Origin of the sequence: Lactobacillus taiwanensis, from assembly GCF_017894345.1 — a bacterium.
Classification (GTDB): domain Bacteria; phylum Bacillota; class Bacilli; order Lactobacillales; family Lactobacillaceae; genus Lactobacillus; species Lactobacillus taiwanensis.
The window spans coordinates 1679055-1698513 of record NZ_CP059276.1 but is presented as its reverse complement, the minus strand read 5'-3'; the positions used below and the strand labels follow the sequence as shown (position 1 = coordinate 1698513).

At 33.5% G+C, this 19459-nt stretch carries 20 protein-coding genes; 13 read left to right on the top strand and 7 right to left on the bottom strand.

What is annotated here, in order from left to right; genetic code table 11:
- Window positions 1-35: 35 nt before the first annotated feature.
- Complete coding sequence (locus H1A07_RS08360; protein ID WP_210144916.1) at window positions 36-1547, top strand: L-lactate permease; 1512 nt, start codon at window positions 36-38, stop codon at window positions 1545-1547.
- A gap of 277 nt (window positions 1548-1824) precedes the next feature.
- Here H1A07_RS08360 and pepF read toward each other — a convergent pair whose 3' ends face one another.
- Entirely contained in the window at window positions 1825-3636 is a 1812-nt protein-coding gene (pepF, locus tag H1A07_RS08355) for an oligoendopeptidase F (RefSeq protein WP_210144915.1), read from the bottom strand.
- Window positions 3637-3798: 162 nt separating this feature from the next.
- Here pepF and H1A07_RS08350 point away from each other — a divergent pair, with 162 nt between their 5' ends.
- Window positions 3799-4917: an LCP family glycopolymer transferase gene (locus H1A07_RS08350; protein ID WP_210144914.1), complete on the top strand. Its 1119-nt coding sequence runs from the start codon at window positions 3799-3801 to the stop codon at window positions 4915-4917.
- Between the two features lie 115 nt (window positions 4918-5032).
- Here the strand turns inward: H1A07_RS08350 and H1A07_RS08345 are convergent, their stop codons facing one another.
- The gene (locus H1A07_RS08345; protein WP_210144913.1) at window positions 5033-5284 is read right to left on the bottom strand and encodes a hypothetical protein; all 252 of its coding nucleotides are present in this window, start codon (window positions 5282-5284) and stop codon (window positions 5033-5035) included.
- Window positions 5285-5504: 220 nt separating this feature from the next.
- On the opposite strand from H1A07_RS08345, the gene H1A07_RS08340 reads away from it, so the two are divergent.
- The 7 genes from H1A07_RS08340 to H1A07_RS08310 all read left to right on the top strand — a co-directional run bounded on the left by H1A07_RS08340 (window position 5505) and on the right by H1A07_RS08310 (window position 10084).
- Window positions 5505-5894, top strand: a complete 390-nt coding sequence (locus H1A07_RS08340) for a hypothetical protein (RefSeq protein WP_094499374.1) — start codon at window positions 5505-5507, stop codon at window positions 5892-5894.
- Window positions 5894-7441 (top strand): ABC-F family ATP-binding cassette domain-containing protein, encoded by a 1548-nt coding sequence (locus H1A07_RS08335; RefSeq protein ID WP_210144912.1) that lies wholly within the window; start codon window positions 5894-5896, stop codon window positions 7439-7441. The genes H1A07_RS08340 and H1A07_RS08335 overlap by 1 nt, the downstream gene beginning before the upstream one ends.
- A 9-nt stretch (window positions 7442-7450) precedes the next feature.
- Window positions 7451-8233 (top strand): threonine/serine exporter family protein, encoded by a 783-nt coding sequence (locus H1A07_RS08330; protein ID WP_210144911.1) that lies wholly within the window; start codon window positions 7451-7453, stop codon window positions 8231-8233.
- The gene (locus tag H1A07_RS08325) at window positions 8233-8706 is read left to right on the top strand and encodes a threonine/serine exporter family protein (protein ID WP_210144910.1); all 474 of its coding nucleotides are present in this window, start codon (window positions 8233-8235) and stop codon (window positions 8704-8706) included. The genes H1A07_RS08330 and H1A07_RS08325 overlap by 1 nt, the downstream gene beginning before the upstream one ends.
- A gap of 227 nt (window positions 8707-8933) precedes the next feature.
- Window positions 8934-9185, top strand: coding sequence for a type II toxin-antitoxin system PemI/MazE family antitoxin (gene mazE / locus H1A07_RS08320; protein ID WP_057718611.1), 252 nt, complete (start codon window positions 8934-8936; stop codon window positions 9183-9185).
- Window positions 9172-9513 carry a type II toxin-antitoxin system PemK/MazF family toxin gene (locus H1A07_RS08315; protein ID WP_057718610.1) on the top strand — a complete coding sequence of 114 codons (342 nt, stop codon included), beginning with the start codon at window positions 9172-9174 and terminating at the stop codon, window positions 9511-9513. The genes mazE and H1A07_RS08315 overlap by 14 nt, the downstream gene beginning before the upstream one ends.
- Before the next feature lie 82 nt (window positions 9514-9595).
- Entirely contained in the window at window positions 9596-10084 is a 489-nt protein-coding gene (locus H1A07_RS08310) for a hypothetical protein (protein ID WP_210144909.1), read from the top strand.
- A 19-nt stretch (window positions 10085-10103) separates the two neighbouring features.
- On the opposite strand, the gene H1A07_RS08305 is transcribed toward H1A07_RS08310, so the two are convergent.
- Both H1A07_RS08305 and nrdI read right to left on the bottom strand, forming a co-directional pair.
- Window positions 10104-11048: a ribonucleotide-diphosphate reductase subunit beta gene (locus H1A07_RS08305; RefSeq protein ID WP_210144908.1), complete on the bottom strand. Its 945-nt coding sequence runs from the start codon at window positions 11046-11048 to the stop codon at window positions 10104-10106.
- A complete protein-coding gene (gene nrdI, locus H1A07_RS08300) occupies window positions 11041-11502 on the bottom strand; it encodes a class Ib ribonucleoside-diphosphate reductase assembly flavoprotein NrdI (RefSeq protein ID WP_210144907.1) in 462 nt (153 codons plus the stop codon). Before nrdI ends, H1A07_RS08305 begins: the two co-directional genes overlap by 8 nt.
- Before the next feature lie 143 nt (window positions 11503-11645).
- On the opposite strand from nrdI, the gene H1A07_RS08295 reads away from it, so the two are divergent.
- Window positions 11646-12272, top strand: coding sequence for an LVIS_2131 family protein (locus H1A07_RS08295; RefSeq protein ID WP_057718606.1), 627 nt, complete (start codon window positions 11646-11648; stop codon window positions 12270-12272).
- 65 nt (window positions 12273-12337) lie between these two features.
- Here the strand turns inward: H1A07_RS08295 and H1A07_RS08290 are convergent, their stop codons facing one another.
- Both H1A07_RS08290 and H1A07_RS08285 read right to left on the bottom strand, forming a co-directional pair.
- Window positions 12338-13870, bottom strand: a complete 1533-nt coding sequence (locus H1A07_RS08290) for an O-antigen ligase family protein (protein ID WP_210144906.1) — start codon at window positions 13868-13870, stop codon at window positions 12338-12340.
- Window positions 13871-13919: 49 nt separating this feature from the next.
- On the bottom strand, window positions 13920-14210 hold the full coding sequence (locus H1A07_RS08285; RefSeq protein WP_057718604.1) for a DUF2187 domain-containing protein: 291 nt from the start codon (window positions 14208-14210) through the stop codon (window positions 13920-13922).
- A gap of 90 nt (window positions 14211-14300) precedes the next feature.
- On the opposite strand from H1A07_RS08285, the gene H1A07_RS08280 reads away from it, so the two are divergent.
- From H1A07_RS08280 to H1A07_RS08270, 3 genes are all read left to right on the top strand, one after another.
- Window positions 14301-14855 carry a guanylate kinase gene (locus tag H1A07_RS08280; protein ID WP_057718603.1) on the top strand — a complete coding sequence of 185 codons (555 nt, stop codon included), beginning with the start codon at window positions 14301-14303 and terminating at the stop codon, window positions 14853-14855.
- Window positions 14856-15053: 198 nt separating this feature from the next.
- Window positions 15054-16262, top strand: a complete 1209-nt coding sequence (locus H1A07_RS08275; RefSeq protein ID WP_210144905.1) for a C40 family peptidase — start codon at window positions 15054-15056, stop codon at window positions 16260-16262.
- 103 nt (window positions 16263-16365) lie between these two features.
- Window positions 16366-17574 carry a L,D-transpeptidase family protein gene (locus tag H1A07_RS08270; RefSeq protein ID WP_210144904.1) on the top strand — a complete coding sequence of 403 codons (1209 nt, stop codon included), beginning with the start codon at window positions 16366-16368 and terminating at the stop codon, window positions 17572-17574.
- Between the two features lie 43 nt (window positions 17575-17617).
- Here H1A07_RS08270 and hflX read toward each other — a convergent pair whose 3' ends face one another.
- A complete protein-coding gene (gene hflX, locus H1A07_RS08265; protein WP_057718600.1) occupies window positions 17618-18898 on the bottom strand; it encodes a GTPase HflX in 1281 nt (426 codons plus the stop codon).
- Window positions 18899-19459: the final 561 nt, after the last annotated feature.

The following is a 19459-nucleotide window of genomic DNA, read 5'->3' as shown; positions in this document are numbered from 1 at the left end:
ATTAAACAGTATTACTTTTTTAAATGAGGAAAACTATGTGGATAAATTTCTTATGGGCATTATTACCAATTTTATGGTTAATAATTTCGCTCGGAATAATTGGAATGCCCGCTTCAAGAGCTTGCGTAATTGGCTTAATTATTACAATTGCGGACGCAGTTTTACTGTTTAAGCAACCAGTACTTAATACCTTATCGGGAGCATTAGAAGGCATTATCATGGGAATTTGGCCGATTATGTATGTAATTCTGGCGGCACTTTTTGTCTACCAGATTACGACTGAATCAGGCAGTATGCAGACGATTGAAAAATTGCTGTCGTCAATTACGACTGATAAAAGAATTCTAGTGTTAATAATTGCTTGGGGTTTTGGTGGATTTCTTGAATCTATTGCTGGCTTTGGTACAGCAGTGGCAATTTGTGCTGGAATTTTGATTTCATTAGGTTTAGAGCCAATTCAAGCCTCTGTGATTTGCTTAGTTGCTAATAGTACAGCAACGGCCTTTGGAGCAATTGGCTTGCCGGTTCTGACGTTAGCTGAAGTAACTAATCTTAATGATGTGCGATTAGGATTTATTGTAACTTTGCAATTAGTTGTTTTAGTGATTTTAGTACCGTTTATTCTGGTATTTCTTACTGAAAAGAGTATTAAGGCATTTAAGGGGATAGGCTTTATTACTTTGATGTCAGGACTTGGAATGGCGATTCCGCAAGTCATTATTGCTAAGTTTACAGGTGCAGAACTTCCAGCTTTAGTTGGTTCATTGTTTTCAATTTTGATTACGGTGTGGCTCACGAAGCGAAAGACTGGTGCAGTAGAAGAAGTAGAAAATGAAAGTATTAGCGAGATTATAAAGGCTTGTTCACCATTTATCCTAGTCTTTATTTTTGTATTACTTGCTTCTTCACTTTGTCCACCTGTGAATAACTTTTTAACTAGTATAACTACCCATTTACATATTTATTTAGGAAAGAATCCTAATGATTTACCAATTAACTGGCTGTCATCTCCAGGAACGTTAATTTTATTAGCTGGCTTAATTGGTGGAAAAATTCAGGGATTGAGCTTTAATAAAATGTTCAAAATTTTGGTTAAAGTTTTAAAGACAATTGGCATGACGACTGTTACAGTGTGTGCAATTGTTGGTTTAGCTAAAGTAATGGTTTATGCGGGGATGACGAATGCTTTGGCTTTGGCCTTAGTAAGTTTGCTTGGACCAGCTTACCCATTATTTGCACCGTTAATTGGAGCACTTGGAACATTCTTAACAGGGTCTGCTACTTCAGCTAATGTCTTGTTTGGTAATTTACAATACTCGGCTGCTCAATCTTTGGGTGTAAGCAAGTACTGGATTGTAGCGTCGAACATGACAGGCGCTACGGCAGGGATGCTGTCACCTCAGAATATTGCAGTAGCTACTGGTGCGATTAATAAAGAAGGCTTAGAAGGAAAAATTCTAAAAGAAACCGTTAAGTGGGGAAGCTTATACTTGTTGATTACTTGTGTATTTCTTTATTTAGGTGGTTTGTTTGCTAAGCTGGTGTAATAAAAAAGTTCTTAACCTCATAGTTAATCTTTTTGTTTATCGAGACTTTATATTCTTTTTCTCTGTAATTTTAAACCTAAGAAAGATGATAAATTTTATGACTTTTATCATATATATTTTGATTAGGATAGGGCGAAACTAGTGAATAATGGCAGTACTTTGAAACTGATTTCTGATAAAGAGCTAGAAAAGATCGTCGCTATGTATAAAATAAAATAGCTAACGAAAAAGCTGGTAGAAATAAAATCTACCAGCTTTTTCTATTTAAATGTGAACCTTACTTTTCAGCGTTTAATTCATCTACAATTTTTTCAAATTCATTAAGACGCTTTTCAAAAGTATCAAAAGCATCCCTCAAGTAATCAGCCTTAGTCATATCAACGCCAGCTCGTTTCATAATTTCTGTTGGGTAATCCGAAGAACCTGATTTTAAGAAATTAATATAAGCATCACGTTCTTTGTCAGTGCCGTGAACAACTTTATTGGCAAGAGCAGTTGCAGCCGCAAAACCTGTTGCGTATTGGTAAACGTAGAAGTTGTAGTAGAAGTGAGGAATACGTGCCCATTCCATAGCAATTTCTCCACCAGGTTCTACGCTATCTCCATAATATCTTTGGTTTAAGTTGCCATAAAATTCATCAAGTACATCAGCAGTTAATGGTTGTCCATTAGCATCAGTTTCATGAATAAATTGTTCAAATTCCGCAAATTGAGTTTGACGGAAAAGAGTCCCCTTAAATGAATCAAGATAATGGTTCAAGACAAATGCTCGAGTTTTAGGATCAGTAATCTTGTCTAAGAAATACTCGGTTAAAATATTTTCGTTAGTAGTTGAAGCAATTTCAGCAACAAAAATTGGATAATCACCGTAGACGTAAGGTTGAGTGTTTCTTGTATACCAAGAGTGGACAGAGTGACCAGTTTCATGAACTAGAGTATAGAGTGAATCAAGGTTATTTTCCCAGTTAAGTAGTTCGTATGGATCAGTATCGTAGGCACCACCTGAATATGCACCAGTTACTTTATTTTGACTTTCAACTACATCAATTACGCGGTTATTAAAAATGTAATCAACGTGCTTTAAATAGTCTTCTCCTAGTGAAGCTAAGGCCTTTCTAGCTTCTGCCTTAGCTGTTTCAAAATTATAAGAAAGAGGTGGCTCTCCTGTTAAAGGAACATACATATCATACATTTGAAGATCTTTTAAGCCTAAAATTTTCTTTCTTAGTGAAACGTAGCGGTGAAGTAAGTCAAGGTGGCTGTTTACTTCTTTAATTAATGTATCGTAAACGGCTGTTGGAACACCATTTTCACTTAGAGCAGCTTCTCTAGCTGAATTATATTTATGCACACGAGCATTAAAATTGTGAGCCTTTACTTCGCCTGATAAAGTTGAAGCGAGACTGTTTTCAAATTGACCATAACTTGCGTACATAACATCAAAAGCATTTTTACGTACTTCACGGTCTTGAGATTGAATCAAAAGTGAATATAAACCATCAGATAGTTGAATCATATCACCGTTTTCGTCTTGGACATAGCCAAATTCCATATCAGAATTAGTTAAAACGTTAAACGTATTAGCAGATGTCCCCATTGCATCTCCTGCGGCAGCAATAATCTTTTCTTCATTTGCAGGCAAGGTATGAGGACGTTTTTGGGTAATTTGCTCAAGACGATGTCTATAGTTTTCTAAGCGAGGTTCATCTTGTATAAATTTAGCTAGAGTTTTTTCTGGAATGGATAAGATTTCAGGATCTACAAAAGATGTTGCAGCTGCCATTTGATTAGCTAAGCTTTGGACTTTAGCTACAAAACCAAGGTAGTGATTATTTTTGGTATCGACATCACTTGACATTGTGGCGTAAACATAGACTTTTTCTAATCGACGTTCTATAGCTAAAATTGCAGTAATACCTTCATATAAATCTTTACCAGATTTGGTCAATGTTTGCTTATATTTGCTTATATTTTTAATTTCATTTGTGACTTGTTGGTATTCTTTTTCCCATTCTTGATCATTTTCAAAAACGCGACTTAAGTCCCATTTTAGATCATCAGATACTTCGTTTCTTGTTGGAAGAGACATATATTTTCCTTCTTTCTGTAATACAATTTTTATTAATCACCATTATAGAACATTATTTCGCTTGCTAAAAAATAAAAATTTTTTAATAATGAAACTAATGCGCATAGATCGTGATTTTTGTATTATGAAAAGCAAATAGTAGGCAGAGGAGTTAATAGGTTAATGAAACCTGATGAACAAAAAAAGCTAAATAAAAAACTAAAAAGGAATAATGTTTTTGCAGCAAATAGAAAAAACATTAAAGATGGAAATAGTTTGGCTCGCCTGGTAGGTCTCTTAACAATTCTACTTGTTTGCGGAAGTGTTGCGTATTTTGCGCATGCCTATTTCTCAGCTATGAGTTCAGTGCAGCAAGCTTATCGTGGTACTGGTAAGACATCGCAATTGATTTCTCAAAAAAAGCCAATCTCAATTTTGATTCTTGGAGTTGATCAAGGAATTGAAGGAAGACATGATCGAGGAAATTCCGATACGATGATTTTAACGACAATGAATCCTCAGAAAAAAGAAGCAACTATGACGTCGATACCTAGAGATTTATTAGCTGATATTAAAGGGGACGGAACTGGGGAAGGAAAGTACTACATGTTTCGGGCAAATTCAGCTTATCAAGTTGGCGGTAGTAAAGGAGCTACAAGAACGGTTAGCGCGCTTTTAAATACGCCAGTTAACTATTACATGGAAGTTAATATGAAGGCGCTAGAAAGCATGGTAGAAGCCCTTGGGGGTGTAGACGTTAATGTGCCATTTACATTTACCTATCACACGTATTTTAAGAAGGGAAAACAGCATTTAAACGGTAAAGAAGCATTAGACTATGTTCGAATGCGAAAAGAAGATCCTCAAGGCGATTATGGCCGTCAGATGCGGCAAAGACAGGTAATTAACGATATTGTTCGCAAAGGTATGTCAGTAAATTCAATTACTAATTATCGTAAGATTCTTAAGGTATTTGCTAAATATGTTAAAACTAATTTAACTTTTGATGATATGCTTTCCATTGCGATGAATTATCGAGATTGTACTCAAAAGATTCAAAGTGGCTATATTCATGGTCATAATGTTTGGATTGGTACAGCAGCTATGCAGGTAGCTTCTACTAAAGAATTACAACGTGTTTCAGATTTAGTAAGAACTAGTTTAGGACTGAAAAAAGAAAAACTTCGCAATCAAGAAACACGACAGAATAGTCTACAACAAGGGTTAGATTGGAATGATCCAGACGATTTCAGAAATTATGTAATCTATGATAAAGATTCCGATACTATGGATGGTAACTAATAAAAAAGCAGCTAGCGAAATGCTAACTGCTTTTTATGTATATCTGTTGATGATTCTATCTTAGTAATTTTAAGTGATAACTTCAACTCTTGTCGGTGAAGTTTTGGTTATCTAATTAATAATTTTGCTCATTAAGTCTTTTTTCTTCGAATTTAATATCTGCTAATTTATTTTCCTTGTCTTCTTTAAGTTGATTTTCTTTAAACTTTTTGCTAAGAAGAGTTGGTTTGATTGTGTTTTCTGCTAGGCTTTTAGATACGTTGAAGTTAGTATCTTTGTCGGCAGCTTGTGAAGTAACTGAATTAGTAAGAAAGCCTAAGCTTAATAATGCAATAAGTACTACTGAAGTTCCCTTCTTATATGTCAAAATATTTACTCCTTTTGAGGCATTAACTAATAATTAAATGTTAATCGTGATACACTAGTGATATTTAAAAAATCGTTTTTAATTTACTTAACAAACTGTATTATATAAGAAGATTATTGCAGTAAAATAAAACAAAATTTACAATTTTTTACAAAAACGTCAATCGCGTAAATTTAATGTAATATTTGAAAAATCAATGTAATAAAAAGGATGATGAAATATGAAGCAAAATAAGTATTTTCCAGTTATTTATGGGGTAATTTCTGCACTTATAGCATTTATTGCAGTGTTTTTTATTGCTCAAAGAACTTTTCACTTTTCTTTGCCAATGGCCGTGTTGAGTGCCGGAATTTTTGCGGCATTCTTTTATGTTCTTTCATATTTTAGAGGACATGCTTCTTATGAAATTAAAGCAATTGTAGCTAAATATCATTTAACGGATCAAGATTTAGCTAAAATAACAGGGATGAAAGCAAGTGACTTTCCTATTTATCATAATAAACTTCAATTAATCATTCCCAAAAGACAGTGGCCTAAAGTATTAAATGCATTGCAGGAATATGACAAACAGCATAAAGACGATATAAATAATCAATACGAGAGGAAATAATGAGTCTACTAACAGTAAAAAATTTGAGTCAAACATTTATTGAGAAAACTTTATACGAAGATGCTAATTTTGTTTTAAATAAAGAAGATCATATGGGAATAACTGGTCAAAATGGAGTTGGTAAATCAACTTTAATTAAAATTTTGACGGGTGAAATCACTCAAGATAGTGGTGAGGTTAAATGGCAAAATAAGCTTCACGTTGGTTATTTAGATCAGTATGCTCGACTTGAAGCAGGTATGGGAATTAAAGAATTTTTACAAACTGCTTTTAGCGATCTTTTTGAAAAAGAAAAAGAATTAAATGATCTCTATGTAAAATATGGTGAAAATGGCGATAACGCTTTATTAGAAAAAGCTGGTAAAATACAAACTTTACTTGAAGAGAAAGAATTTTATGATATTGATACAAAAATTGATCGAGTGGCTACGGGATTAGGGTTAGCAGAATTAGGTTATGATCGGGATGTAGCAAAACTTTCTGGTGGACAGCGATCAAAATTAATTTTGGCTAAGCTTCTTCTGCAAAATCCTGATGTCCTAGTCTTAGATGAGCCAACGAACTATTTAGATGTTAATCATATTGATTGGTTGGCTGATTATTTAAACGACTTTGAGGGAGCATTTATTGTTGTATCGCATGATTATGATTTTTTAGGTCGAATTACAAACTGTATTATTGATATAGATTTTGGAACGATTACTCGCTATACAGGCGACTTGAAACATGCTCTTAGACAAAAAGAAGCGGATCGTGAAAGTTATTTAAAGGCATATGCTAATCAACAAAGAAAAATTAAAAAGACAGAAGCATATATTCGTAAAAATAAGGCTGGTTCCAGATCTAAGAGTGCCAAATCTCGTGAAAAGCAACTTGCAAAGATGGAAATTTTAACACCACCGCAAAATAATAAAAAGGCGCATGTGATTTTCCCTTATGTTGATACAGCATCTAATTTATTACTGCAAACGCAAGACTTAGTAATTGGATATGACCAAGCACTAGTAAAATCAGCATTTGATTTTTCTGTTGGAAATGGTGAAAAAGTTGCTGTGACGGGATTTAATGGGATTGGAAAGACTACTTTATTAAAAACGTTACTAGGCAAGCTAAAACCTATTTATGGAAACTTTGAATTATCTTCGACTGCAAAATTGGGATATTTCCAGCAAGACTTAGTTTGGCCGAATAAAAATATGACGCCTTTACAATATTTACAGGAAGAATTCCCACGTCTGCGTCCCAGAGAATTACGTCAAGCTCTAGCCAGAATGGGATTAACTGCACAGCAGGCTATGAGCCCTCTGAAGGAATTATCTGGTGGAGAACAAGAAAAAGTTAAATTAGCAAAAATGCAATTTGAGCCATCTAATTTACTATTTTTGGATGAACCAACTAATCACTTAGACGTTGCTACAAAAGATTCTTTAAGAAAAGCAATTGTTGAATTTAAGGGTGGAGTAATTATTGTCAGTCACGAAAGAGATTTCTTTAGAGGAAATTGGGTTGATAAGACAATTGATATTGAAAAGATGAATAGTAATTAGAGGATAGAAATGGATAAAGAGCGTGTAAGTCAAGATTACGTTGGTGAAGTTTTAGATACTTGTTTAAAAGCGGGTAGACTAATGATTGAGGGTGGCAGTGAAACTTATCGAGTTGAGGATACAATGATGAGAATAGCACGCAATGCTGGTATTGCTGGAGCTAGATGTTTTACAACGCCAACTGGAATATTTATGAGTCTGGGTGAACATTCCTATACTCAAGTTACTCAAGTTAAGAAGCGAAATATTAATCTAGAATTAGTAGACCGTGTTAATGAATTATCGCGTGAATTTGCGGCTAAAGAAATAACATTAAAAGAATTACAAGAGCGGTTAAAACAAGTTTCCATTTCGATTCCAGATTTTCCTATTTGGCTTCAAATTATTGGAGCAGCAATTTTAAGTCCAACTTTAATGGTTCTTTTTATGGATGATTATGATTGGATTGATTTCCCGGCAGCTGCTGTAATTGGTGGTGTATCTTATGCACTTTATTTAGCTATTAAGCGCTATACTAATATTCGTTTTTTAGCCGAGATGGTAACTGCAATATTTATGGGTGTTATTACTATTTTGACATGTAAAATCTTCCCTAAGCTTGTCGTTGATAATATTTTAATTGGTTCTTTGATGACTTTAGTGCCAGGAGTAGCAATTACGAATGCATTAAGAGATCTCTTTGGTGGAGACTTATTATCAGGGATGGCGAGAACTACGGAAGCAATTTTGACAGCAATTGCATTAGGTGGCGGCATAGGTATTGCAATTAAATTGTTATGGGGTGTGATGTAATGCCTTTTTGGTTAGAAATAATTATTAATATAGTGTTTGCCTGGCTTGCTTCTGTAGGTTTTGGGTTAATTATTAACGTTCCACATCGTGCACTATTCTTATGCGGAATTAGCGGTAGTGCAGGTTGGATTTTATATTGGTTAGCTAATAGAATTGGTGTTGGCCGTTTAGGTTCTAATCTTTTGGGTGCCTTGTGTGTTGGAATTTTAGGTTTAGTGTTTGCACGCATTAAAAAGTGCCCAGTAACAGTTTTTAATATTCCGGGAGTAGTACCACTTGTTCCTGGAGTGCCTGCTTATCAGGCTGTGCGTGCGATGGTTGAGGGACAATTATCTGATGCAGAAGATTTAATCTTACGTGTAGCAATTGTAACGATTGCAATAGCGATGGGATTTATGTTGGCGCAGTTAATTGGAGAAATCTTTTTCAAGAAGCGTCAAAATAGAAAAAATAAGAAAAATTTGGTACAATAGTAGATGCGACGAGTCGAGGAAAACGCGAGATGCGTTCTTTGACAGAGATCATCTAGACTTTCGAAGTCAAAGCACGGGAAGTGCTGATGATGGGCTACTTTGGCTGTGAAACAAAGACCCTGACATACTTTTCTATGTTTCTCGCAAAAAAGACTAGCTTTCTTTTGAAAGTTAGTCTTTTTTAGTACTACAATATCCTTGAAAGTAACTTAATGAGGTAAAAACTTATGAAAATATCTATTCATCATATTGTAACTCAAAAAGTCGGTAATTCAGTTGGCTTTTCACTACCTGCTTCTTTTAAAGTAGAAGTGGGTACTGAGTATGCAATTCATCAGAAGTCTGATGGAAGTTTGATCTTAATACCGAAAATTTCTAATCCTTATACCTCCGATGCTAAATTTGAAGATGTACCAGGACCAGAAAGGGAAGCTTGGGAAAATATGGCTATGGAGGAATTACGTCATGCCGAAGAATAAATTTAAACAAGGAGATATTGTGTGGGCGGACTTCTCACCATCAGTTGGACAAGAAATGAAGGGAAAACATCCTGCTGTAGTAGTGTCGTCTAATTCATATAATGAAAAGACTAATTATCTAATGGTTTGTCCAATTACATCCCACGGCAATCATTTCCCTACCTACTTAGACTTGTTCGGATATCATATTCATGGTCGTGTAAATGCAGCTCAAATTCAAACTTTTTCAAGGATGCGTTTACTTGATGAAAAGCCCGCTGATCATTTGCGTCCTGAAGATATGCTTAAAGTAATGGAATTACTTAGTTTTGCTTTGCAATTTGATTAGGCATTTTTTATTTTTTAAGTTGCATGAAGAAGATTTATTGAGTATCTTATTAGTGAAAAAGGATACATAAAGGAATTTTATTGTGAAAATTAAACAAGAAGAAATAACTAAAAAAATTGAAGAACAAGATTATCTTCAAGATCTTGAAACTCTCAAATATAGCGAAATAACTAAAACAAAATTAAGAAATATTGCAAGCAAAATGATTAGTGAAGCTGTTCAAGCTTTTAAGCACGATTCACTAATTCAAACTCAATTAGCAATTAGTGGAAGAAGACCAATGACTTTTGCACTTGAAAGTAGTATCATTAATCTTCCATTTGCGAACTATAAGAAAATTAGCAATTTCTGTAATGATGAAGATGAATATGAAGTAAATATCTATTTTGAAACTATTTCTGAATATGTAAATGTTTCCCATTTTAGAATTGATATTTTAGGCTCAAGTGATGAAATAATTGCCGATCCAGATAAATATAGTCAATTGTTAGTTCAGGCGATTGAAGAAAAAATCGAAGTTATTCGAAACTATCAAAAATCTGAAACCGAAACTAAGAAAGCAAAAAAATAAGGAGTTGAAACTCAACTCCTTATTTTTTTATTTCACGCATTTTAAGAAGGGGATGCGCGTTTGTGTAAAAGAAGAAATCCTCAATCATTGCACTATCCATTATACCTGTTATAAGAATAGGATCTAGAATTTCAATATTTTCAGGATATTTTGGTTCTTGTCCTAAGTTCATTAGTGCCTTATTTAAGGTATAGCGGATGTAATGTTCTACTTTATCTTCTAGGCCGGTATGATGATAGAGAAGTTTTATATGATTGAGTTCATTATCGTATAATTTGTCACATAAATCGGATACCCAGTTATGTACAGTATCTTGTTCTTCTTTAGACAATTTAAAAAAGTCACGGCGAAATTTTATTCCTGTATAAATTCCGTTTAAAGCTGTAATTCGAAGGGCGTACTTAATTAATTCGGCTGTTCGTGGTAATTTGTGCTGACCGAATAAATAAAGTGGACCAAAAAAAGAAGAATGGTATAAGCCAGTAGAAATAAAAACATGAGCAGCTTTTTTATGGATAGAGTTTTCTGCTTGATAAACTGTATTTAAAAGCTTCATTTTCTTTTGTAAGTATGGATTACTATGTACCCATTCATAGGATTCATTTTGCTCTTCTTTGCTAGCGAATGCATTTAAAGCATGACCATAAGCCTTATTATTAATTGATTCTAAATATTGCAATGCATTATATACAGCTGCTTCTTCATCAGAATTTCCGGCATCTTCTTTAATCTTTGATAGTGCCACTTTCATTTGAAGAGTAGAGGAAAGAGTTAAAGAGACGAAACTATGAAGAAGCATGGTTTGTTCGTTTTTTGGGAGATGAAAAAATTCATCTTGATCTTTATAAAGTGGAACACGACGAGGTTCGTAAACAATATCGTTTAGTCTCGCCCAAGCAGAACGATCTACTTGATCTTCAACGGCATTCCAGTTACTTGCTTTGTAATAAGTTTTTTTATTCATTTTTTTGCCTGAAGTCCCTTAAGAAATTAATATTGCTAAGAGATGGATTTGGAATTGGGAGATCTTTTTGTGTGCCGTGCTCTTCTTTGCAAGCTTCTTTAACAATTTGGCGAACGTTTTTGACGTCGACTGAATTGCCACTTAATTCAAGTAAATAGAGGATTGGTACATGTAATGTAACGGAGATTTTTTTGGCTGTTTGAGCAAAAAGATCATTAAAGTTACGATTGCCGCATCCAATTAATCCTAGAAGATTCTCTTTATTATCTTTATATGTTAAAAAATCAACAACGGAATCCATCATAAAATCTTGATACGAAGGTAAAATCAAAATGTATTTATCATTCATTTGATATTGAGGATGAGCATCTTCAATTCGATGTGCATCAAGACCCGTTTTATTTATGAATCGTTGCGTTTGTCCTGTAATTGTATAAAAAGCTATTTTTACCATAGTTTTGCCTAACGATATATACCAAAACTACCTTTTACATATTTAATTGTCGCGACTTTTTGCAATAAAGTCAAATCAAAAAAAGTTTTAAAAACATCCATAAGTACCGTATACTTAACTTAAAGAAAAATGGAGGCTCCTTTATGACACTTGGATGGAACATTTTAGGTATTTTGGCCTGGTTAATACTTGTTTTATATTTAATCTTTATTGTACAGAATATTCGTAAACGTCACTTAATGATGATTGTAAAAGACCGTAAGCGTTTTGAATGGAAAACAACTTTACTAGATATTTTAGAAGTTTTAATTCTATTATGCGGTGCGATCTATATGTTTAGCATCACTTTATTTTACAATCCAAATTTAGAGAATAAACAAGTTCTATCTAGTAGAGTGGACTACCAACCATTGATTTTAACGGCTGGTAATAAACGCTCATATTATGTTACTGCTAGATCCGATAATAAGAAAGCTCCAATTCAGACTTATACTTTTTATAGTAATGGAAATAGAGTAACAGTTAGCAGCACCTATGCGACTATTTCTGATGGAAAGAATCCGATGTCAGTCCAAGCAGCAGCAATTCCTTATTCCGATAAGCAATTAAGACAAGCTGATGGACGTTATCAAAATGCTTATGTGGCTACTTATACCGCAACCTATAAAAAGAATTGGTACAATGGTTTAAGAATGCATGCAGGAAAGACTGCAGCAAAATATTATTTGATTAGAGTACCAGATCGTACTTTTGTTAGAGAATTAAAGTAATAAAAAGCTTTTGAAAAATAAAAGACCTTACTTCGATTAAGTCGAAATAAGGCCTTTTTTAATAGTTAGTTTCTTACTATTTCTTTCGTAGATCTACTACAGCGAATATTTTGTAATAAAAATCCTAAAATAAATGCCATCACTAGAGTTGCTGAGAGGTATTCAAGTACGTTTCCTGCATAAAAAGCAGCAAAGAGAATAAATCCTCCCGATGCTAGGAGCGAAGAATTTAAAAAGGTTCTTGTCTTTTTATTGACGAGCCAATAAAAGATTCCATATCCAAGTACAATAATGTAAATTACTGCTAGCAGAAGTACCCCTAGTATTCCCATTGAGTAATATTGAGCGAGAAAATCGCGCTCAAGTGGAGAAATATTGTTTTCACGACTAAAAGAAATACCAAAAAGCTTATTTAGCTTATTTTTATCATTATTCATGACGCGACTTAAGATATCTTGTTCAAGATGTCGATAATTGAGTCGCTCATTTGCGGGTCTTCTCATAACCTCAAGCCAAAAGTAAGGATCATTTTTATATGAATAGTGATCTAAAACTAGATCATGTTTTAATGAATAAACCCAATAGTTCTTTTTGATAAAATCTTTTAAAAATTCTTCTTGTTTTTGACCCTGATATCTTTTTAGTCCAGTGTTTAATTCTTGATCAAGCTTGTTTTTATTCCCAAGATTACTACGCTTTTGAGCTACTCCACTTTCAAGAGAAGAACGTCTGAGAGTGGGACTGTAAGGGAAGATAGCAGCAGAGGCAGCTAAAATACAAATCATGGTAATTAGAAACTTGGATGAGAATTTTGTGTTTTTCAAAATCAAACTATGTAATAAGAAAATAATTAGAAAAGCAACTAAACTAATGATTAATCCAAAATTACCAACTTTTGTTCCTAACATTAACATTGCTAAAACTTGAGCACTAACTAAAATTATATTCAGAAGATTGAATTCTTTATAAAGAATATAGAGCATTATTGGCATAATCATAAATAATATAGCCGATAAAGTATTGGCTTGAAAGAAGATGCCTTTAGAAGCCAAAGCGTTAAAGGGATAATTCGTATGATCAAACCAGGAAAAGATATTAGCACTAATTCTCTGTGCTTCACTTGTGTGATATGAAGTTAGGGAAAAAACAAAAAGATTCGAAATAACTATTGTTAAAGAATATAAGCCCGAGATAGCTTGAATAACTCTAAAAAAGTAGTATGGCTTAAATTCACTATACGAAGTAATGTATAAAATTGTTAAAGGTAAGCAAGCTCGTACAAGATAAAGAATCTCGACAATAGGTGAATAGTGAAAACCAGTTGGTTCTACGCCGATAAAATTCTTGACTGAAATTAAGTGACAGAAAGAATAAATGGCTAATATTGCAATATAAGCAATGATCCACCATTGTTTTTTGAATCTTTGCCAATTATTTTTAATACTGAAAAACAAAATAATGGCAATAAAAACTCCTAAGACTCGCAAAATGGTAGGAATTGAGAATCTTAGAAGTGGCGGCCTAGATAGCCAATAAATATCTAAAAATGGCTGAATTAAGATAAACCAAAATAAAAATGTTTGAAGCCTTTTTTTCATATGATGATAGATATCCTTTATAAAAAATAAAATTATATAGGCTTAACTTTTATTTTGACTTTTTGTCTTTATCTGGTTGAACTTTTGAAATTTTTACATCATTTGTAGCGGCAGTTTTTCCACGTGCAGGTGATTTTACTTTCTTCAAGTTCTTAAAGTTGATCACCATTTTGTTGTTTAATTCATTAACTGAAGATTCATCTTCTGGATCGTATGAAGTAATAGCTAGCAAAGCAGAATTTTCATAAATCTTTTCTACTTTTCCTTGAAAAGGATGCTTAAGTTCTTCCTCAGAAGTAGCAGCTAAAATTTGACCAATTTTTACATCAGCTTTTTTCATTTAAAAAACTCCCTTTTCTGTATAGAAATGTTTTACAATAGTGAAATACTATTATATATAATAGTCGATTTCAAGCGGGAGAGTAATATTTTGCAAAGAATTATCATAATTGCTGGTCCAAGTGGAGTAGGAAAGACCACAGTCTCAAAGTACTTAACAGAAAAATATAACATTCCTCGTGTAGTAACTCATACTACTAGACCAATGAGAGAGGGCGAAGTTCCCGGAAAATCATATTATTTTGAAACTGATGAAAGTTTTAAAAAGCTCCATTTTTTCGAGCATGTAAAATATGGAGAATATCAATATGGGTCAAGTAAAGAAGCCTTAGATAAAGCATGGACAAAGAACGATCTAGTTTCTCTAATTATAGAGACAGATGGTGTTAAGTCTTATTTGGAGAAGCTAGGGCAACAAGTATATTTTATATATTTGACTGTGTCTGACTTTTCAGTTTTGAAAAAAAGATTATTAGGACGCGGAGATAAGGTGAGTGAAATTGATAAGCGATTAAACAGTTACGAATTTAAGCGTGATTTGCATCTATCCGATGAATTAGCTAAAAAGGCTCATGTATTAAATAATGACAACTGGGAAGAAGTAGCCAAAGAGCTTGATACAATTGTAAAAGAGCTAGAAGATTAATAGGTTTTGAATATTGAAAAAGGTTGATAACAAGCTAAATGTAATGACAATGATTTAGCTTTGTAACAGGTCTGTAATATTGATCTCCTACAATAACCATTGTCAATTAAAAAAAGAGACACATAGCATAACTTTTTAGTTAATTAATGACGGCTATGTTAATAATTGAGAAAAAAGAATTTTATGGAGGAATAACCCTTGACTATCAAATCTAAAGTAATCAAATTCACAACTGCTGCTTCATTCGCTGTTGCAGGTATCGCAACTTTAAGTGCAGCTAAATTAAATGCATTATCTTTTAACAACACTGCTCAAGCTTCAACTGTTCAAGCACCAGCACAAGAAATTGGTGTTGTAAAAGTAAATTCCAAGACTGGTGAAAATGTTGCAGTTTGGAACAGCTACGAAGACAACAAGCAACAAACAGGTAAGTACTTACCACATGAATCAACTTGGAAGACATACAAGAAAGTTAAGAACGTTAAGGGTGAAACTTGGTACAACTTAGGTGGAGACCAATGGATCTCAGCTGACGACGTACAAGAAGAAGCTCCTATCGCAGTTACTGCTGATTTAACTGCAGTTAAGGCTGCCGTAAGTCAAGTTCCTGCAGCAAACGTTGCAAACAACGCTCAAAACACTACTGCACAAACTGCTGTAGCTAACGTTAACAACGCACAAGTAGCAACTGCTTCAACTAACAACACTGCAGCTGTAGCAACTGCACCTGTACAAACTAATACTGCAGCAAAGGTACAATCAACTTCAGCAACTGCACAAGCTCCAGTAGCACAAGCAGCAGCTAGAACTACTGTACAAACTAACACTGCTTCAACTAATGTTGCTCCAGCAGCAAAGACTAACTACGTACAAACTAATACTGCAGTTAAGGCTCAACAAGCAGCAACTACTTACAGTGCTCCAGCACAAAACACTACCACCGCAGCTAAGCCACAAGCACAAACTGCACAACCAGCTGCTAAGCCAGCTCAACAACAAGCAGCTTCAAGCCAAGCGCCAGCACAAACTGCTAAGCCACAAGCTTCAACTCAATCAAACAGCAGTGTAGCACAAACTGTGGTTAGTGCAGCTCAATCACAAGTTGGTAAACCTTACGTATGGGGCGCAACTGGTCCTAACGCATATGACTGCTCAGGTCTAGTACAATACGCATACAGCCAAGCTGGTAAGAATGTTGGACGTACTACTTACCAACAAGCAGGAGCAGGTCAACACGTTTCTGTAAGCCAAGCACAAGCTGGTGACATCTTAATGTGGGGTGACTACCACGATGCTATTTACGTAGGGAACAACCAATACGTACATGCACCACAACCAGGTCAAAACGTAACTCAAGCTACTATTTCTAGTTACTTTATGCCAGATTACGCAATCCGTGTAAACTAATTTATTGAAATAAATATAGTTATTTTAGAAGGTTAATCAGAAGATTAACCTTCTTTTTTGTGATATAATAAAAAGAACTTTTTTTAGGAATTAGGTATTTTTAATGAGTAATAAAAATGTAGAAAAAAATACCTATCCCACAAATAACTATCGTAAGTGGCTGATAGGTATTTTAATTGGTTTAGCAATTATTCTAATAGCTTGGTTAATTTTGGGACATCTTCAATCGAAAAGAAATACTGAGGCTGAAAAATTTAATGCCAGTCACTTTAATTCAAATGTTGTAATTTATGATGTTCCAGTTGGAAAATTAACGGTTAAAAAAGCTACTTCTAAAATCAATAAAAATGCGAAGAATACTGCTATTTTAGAAGGAGATAAAGTTGTTCTAAAAAAGACTAGTGATAAGGTGATTACTAATAAACAGGTACAGTCTTACTTTGAAAGTCAACATACTCGCTATCCTAGTCATAAAAAGTGGAATTTTAAAAATGAAACTTTATTAAAAGCACGAGATAAGCTCAATCAAATTAAGGATCGTCAAGTAAAATATACCGTTAATGGAAAAAACTTTGTATTTAAAAGGGCAGAAGTATTTTCAAATGTATCTTATGAGAATGATAAATATATCTTCTCTGATACCAAAATATTAGAAGATAAAATAAATAATATTAATAAGGAAGTAGCAACACTTCATAAATCTTATGACTTCCAACTTCCGAATGGTCAGACTACAAAAGTTAAAAATGAGAGTTACGGTTGGGCAATTAATGAGAAAAAATTAGTAGCCGCTGTTGAAAATGCTCTAGCTGATAATGTTAAGGAACTTAATGGAAAAAACTATATTTATGGTGAAGGTTTTAGCACGTACGGGACTGGTTATGGACTAAGCAATAATGGAATTGGTAACAATTATATTGTTGTTTCCTTAACCGATCAGAAAATGTGGATTTATAAGAATGGTAAGTGTGTCTTAACTTTAGACACGATTGTTACTGGAACTGTTGAAACTAAAATTGCGCATAAAAATTTAGAAACTCCAACAGGAGTTTGGTATATTCAATATAAAGAATCGCCGAGTGTCCTAAAGGGAACTAATGATGATGGCTCTAAATATGCAGTTGATGTTAAGTATTGGATGCCATTCACTTTAACTGGCTGTGGTTTCCACGATAATAGTTGGAGAAAGAACTGGTCGAAGACAGCTTATCTAAATGATGGTTCATATGGTTGCGTAAACTTGAAACCAAGCGACGCACCGAAGGTTTGGAACAATATAGAAAAGAATGAAGCTGTAATTATTTATAAATAATATGAAAAAAGAGTAGATTTTCAGAATCTACTCTTTTTATTTGTTATATAGCATTAGTCTTAAATTTATCTAGATCTTTTGGAGATAGACGTACTGTTACATGAATCCCATCATCTTTAAAGTCTTCACTTAAAATTTGACCATATTCATGTAAATAAGCCAAATTTTTCCCATCCGACAGTGGTAAAACTAAATTTACCTTTTCATAATTATCAAATACTCTTTTTACAATTAAATTAGCTAATTGCCTAATTGATTCTGGATCTTTAGCAGAATATAAAATATCATTTCCTTCAATTTGAGGATAATTACGTTCTGTTAAGTCAGCTTTATTATAGGCTGTAATCATTGGCATATCGGTAATGTTTAATTCAGCTAATACCTTTTGTGTAGTCTTAACCATTTGCACCATATTGTGATCTGAAGCATCTACGACATTGATTAACAAGTCTGCATCTTTAGCTTCTTGCAGGGTAGCTTTAAAAGATTCAACAAGATTATGTGGCAGTTTAGAAATAAAACCAACTGTATCTGAAAGAATAAAACTTAAATCATCTTTTAAATCAATTCGTCTAACACTTGTATCTAAAGTTGCAAATAGCATATCTTTTTCAAAAACTTGTTTTTTGTTGGCCTCATCACTAAAAACATTCAGTAATTCGTTCATAGTTGTAGATTTACCTGCGTTTGTATAACCAACAAGAGCCACTTGTGGAAGACAAGAATTGTTTCTTCTAGCAGATTTAATTTCTTCTTGTTTACTAATATCCTTTAATTCTTTTTTGATGGCACTGATTTGTTTACCGATCGTACGTCTATTTAATTCTAACTTAGTTTCACCAGAACCACGGTTCGCAAATCCACCACTTGCTCCACCAGAACCACGTTGTTGGTCTAGATTATTTTCAGATGGATGAAGTCTAGGAAGTTCATATTGAAGACGTGCAAGTTGGACTTGCAGTTTTGCTTGTCTACTGCGAGCACGATTAGAGAAGATTTCCAAAATCAATTCAGTTCTATCTAGAACTTTAAGCTTAGTCATTCCTTCAATATTCCTAATTTGAGTTGGAGAAAGTTCATCATTAATAACTAAAACTTTGGCATATAATTCACGCGCCATGTTTTTAATTTGGTTAATCTTTCCAACTCCAAAATAAGTTCCGGAAACAATATTTTCAGCTTTTTGGCTAGCTTGTCCTACAACGTCTAGATTATTTGCTAAGGCTAATTCTCTTAATTCAGTCATGTAATAGTCGAAGTTAGGATCATTTAAATTTACGCCTGCAATAAATGCTTTAGTCTTTTTAGGTTGGTTGTTGATCAAATAATTCACCTACTCTCATAAATTTAGTTTTATATTGATTAATAAGTTAAAAAATCATCATAACCAGTCCTTTATTTGATAGTATGAAAATTATAATTTCTTTTTAAATAAAAAGCAATTTTAATGCAAAAAGGTCACTTCGAAAAACGAAGTGACCTTAAGGATATTTGAACACGGTAATATCCCAATAGAGAGAATTACTTTAACTAACCGTGCACATAAATATTAAGTGGAGCATATTATTGTTACTCTGAAATCATAATAAATTTTTACACTTGTAAATGAAATTAAACTGATTGTATCAAAGGTAGTTAATTAAGAAAATCACTTAAGCCATATATAATTATGGGGGAATAGGAAAGCTCACGACTTAAGGGTATATAGGGTGACAAATTTATTATCTTTGTAATACATAGTTTAAACTGAAAAAATTATATTAATGTACATTCAGCTCCCTGAAGAATTTAGTTAAACTATATTTTATTTATTAACAATAAGTTTCACTATTTTCAATTTTGTTGAACTATAGACGGGAAAAAGTAGTGAAAATAGTGAATTATT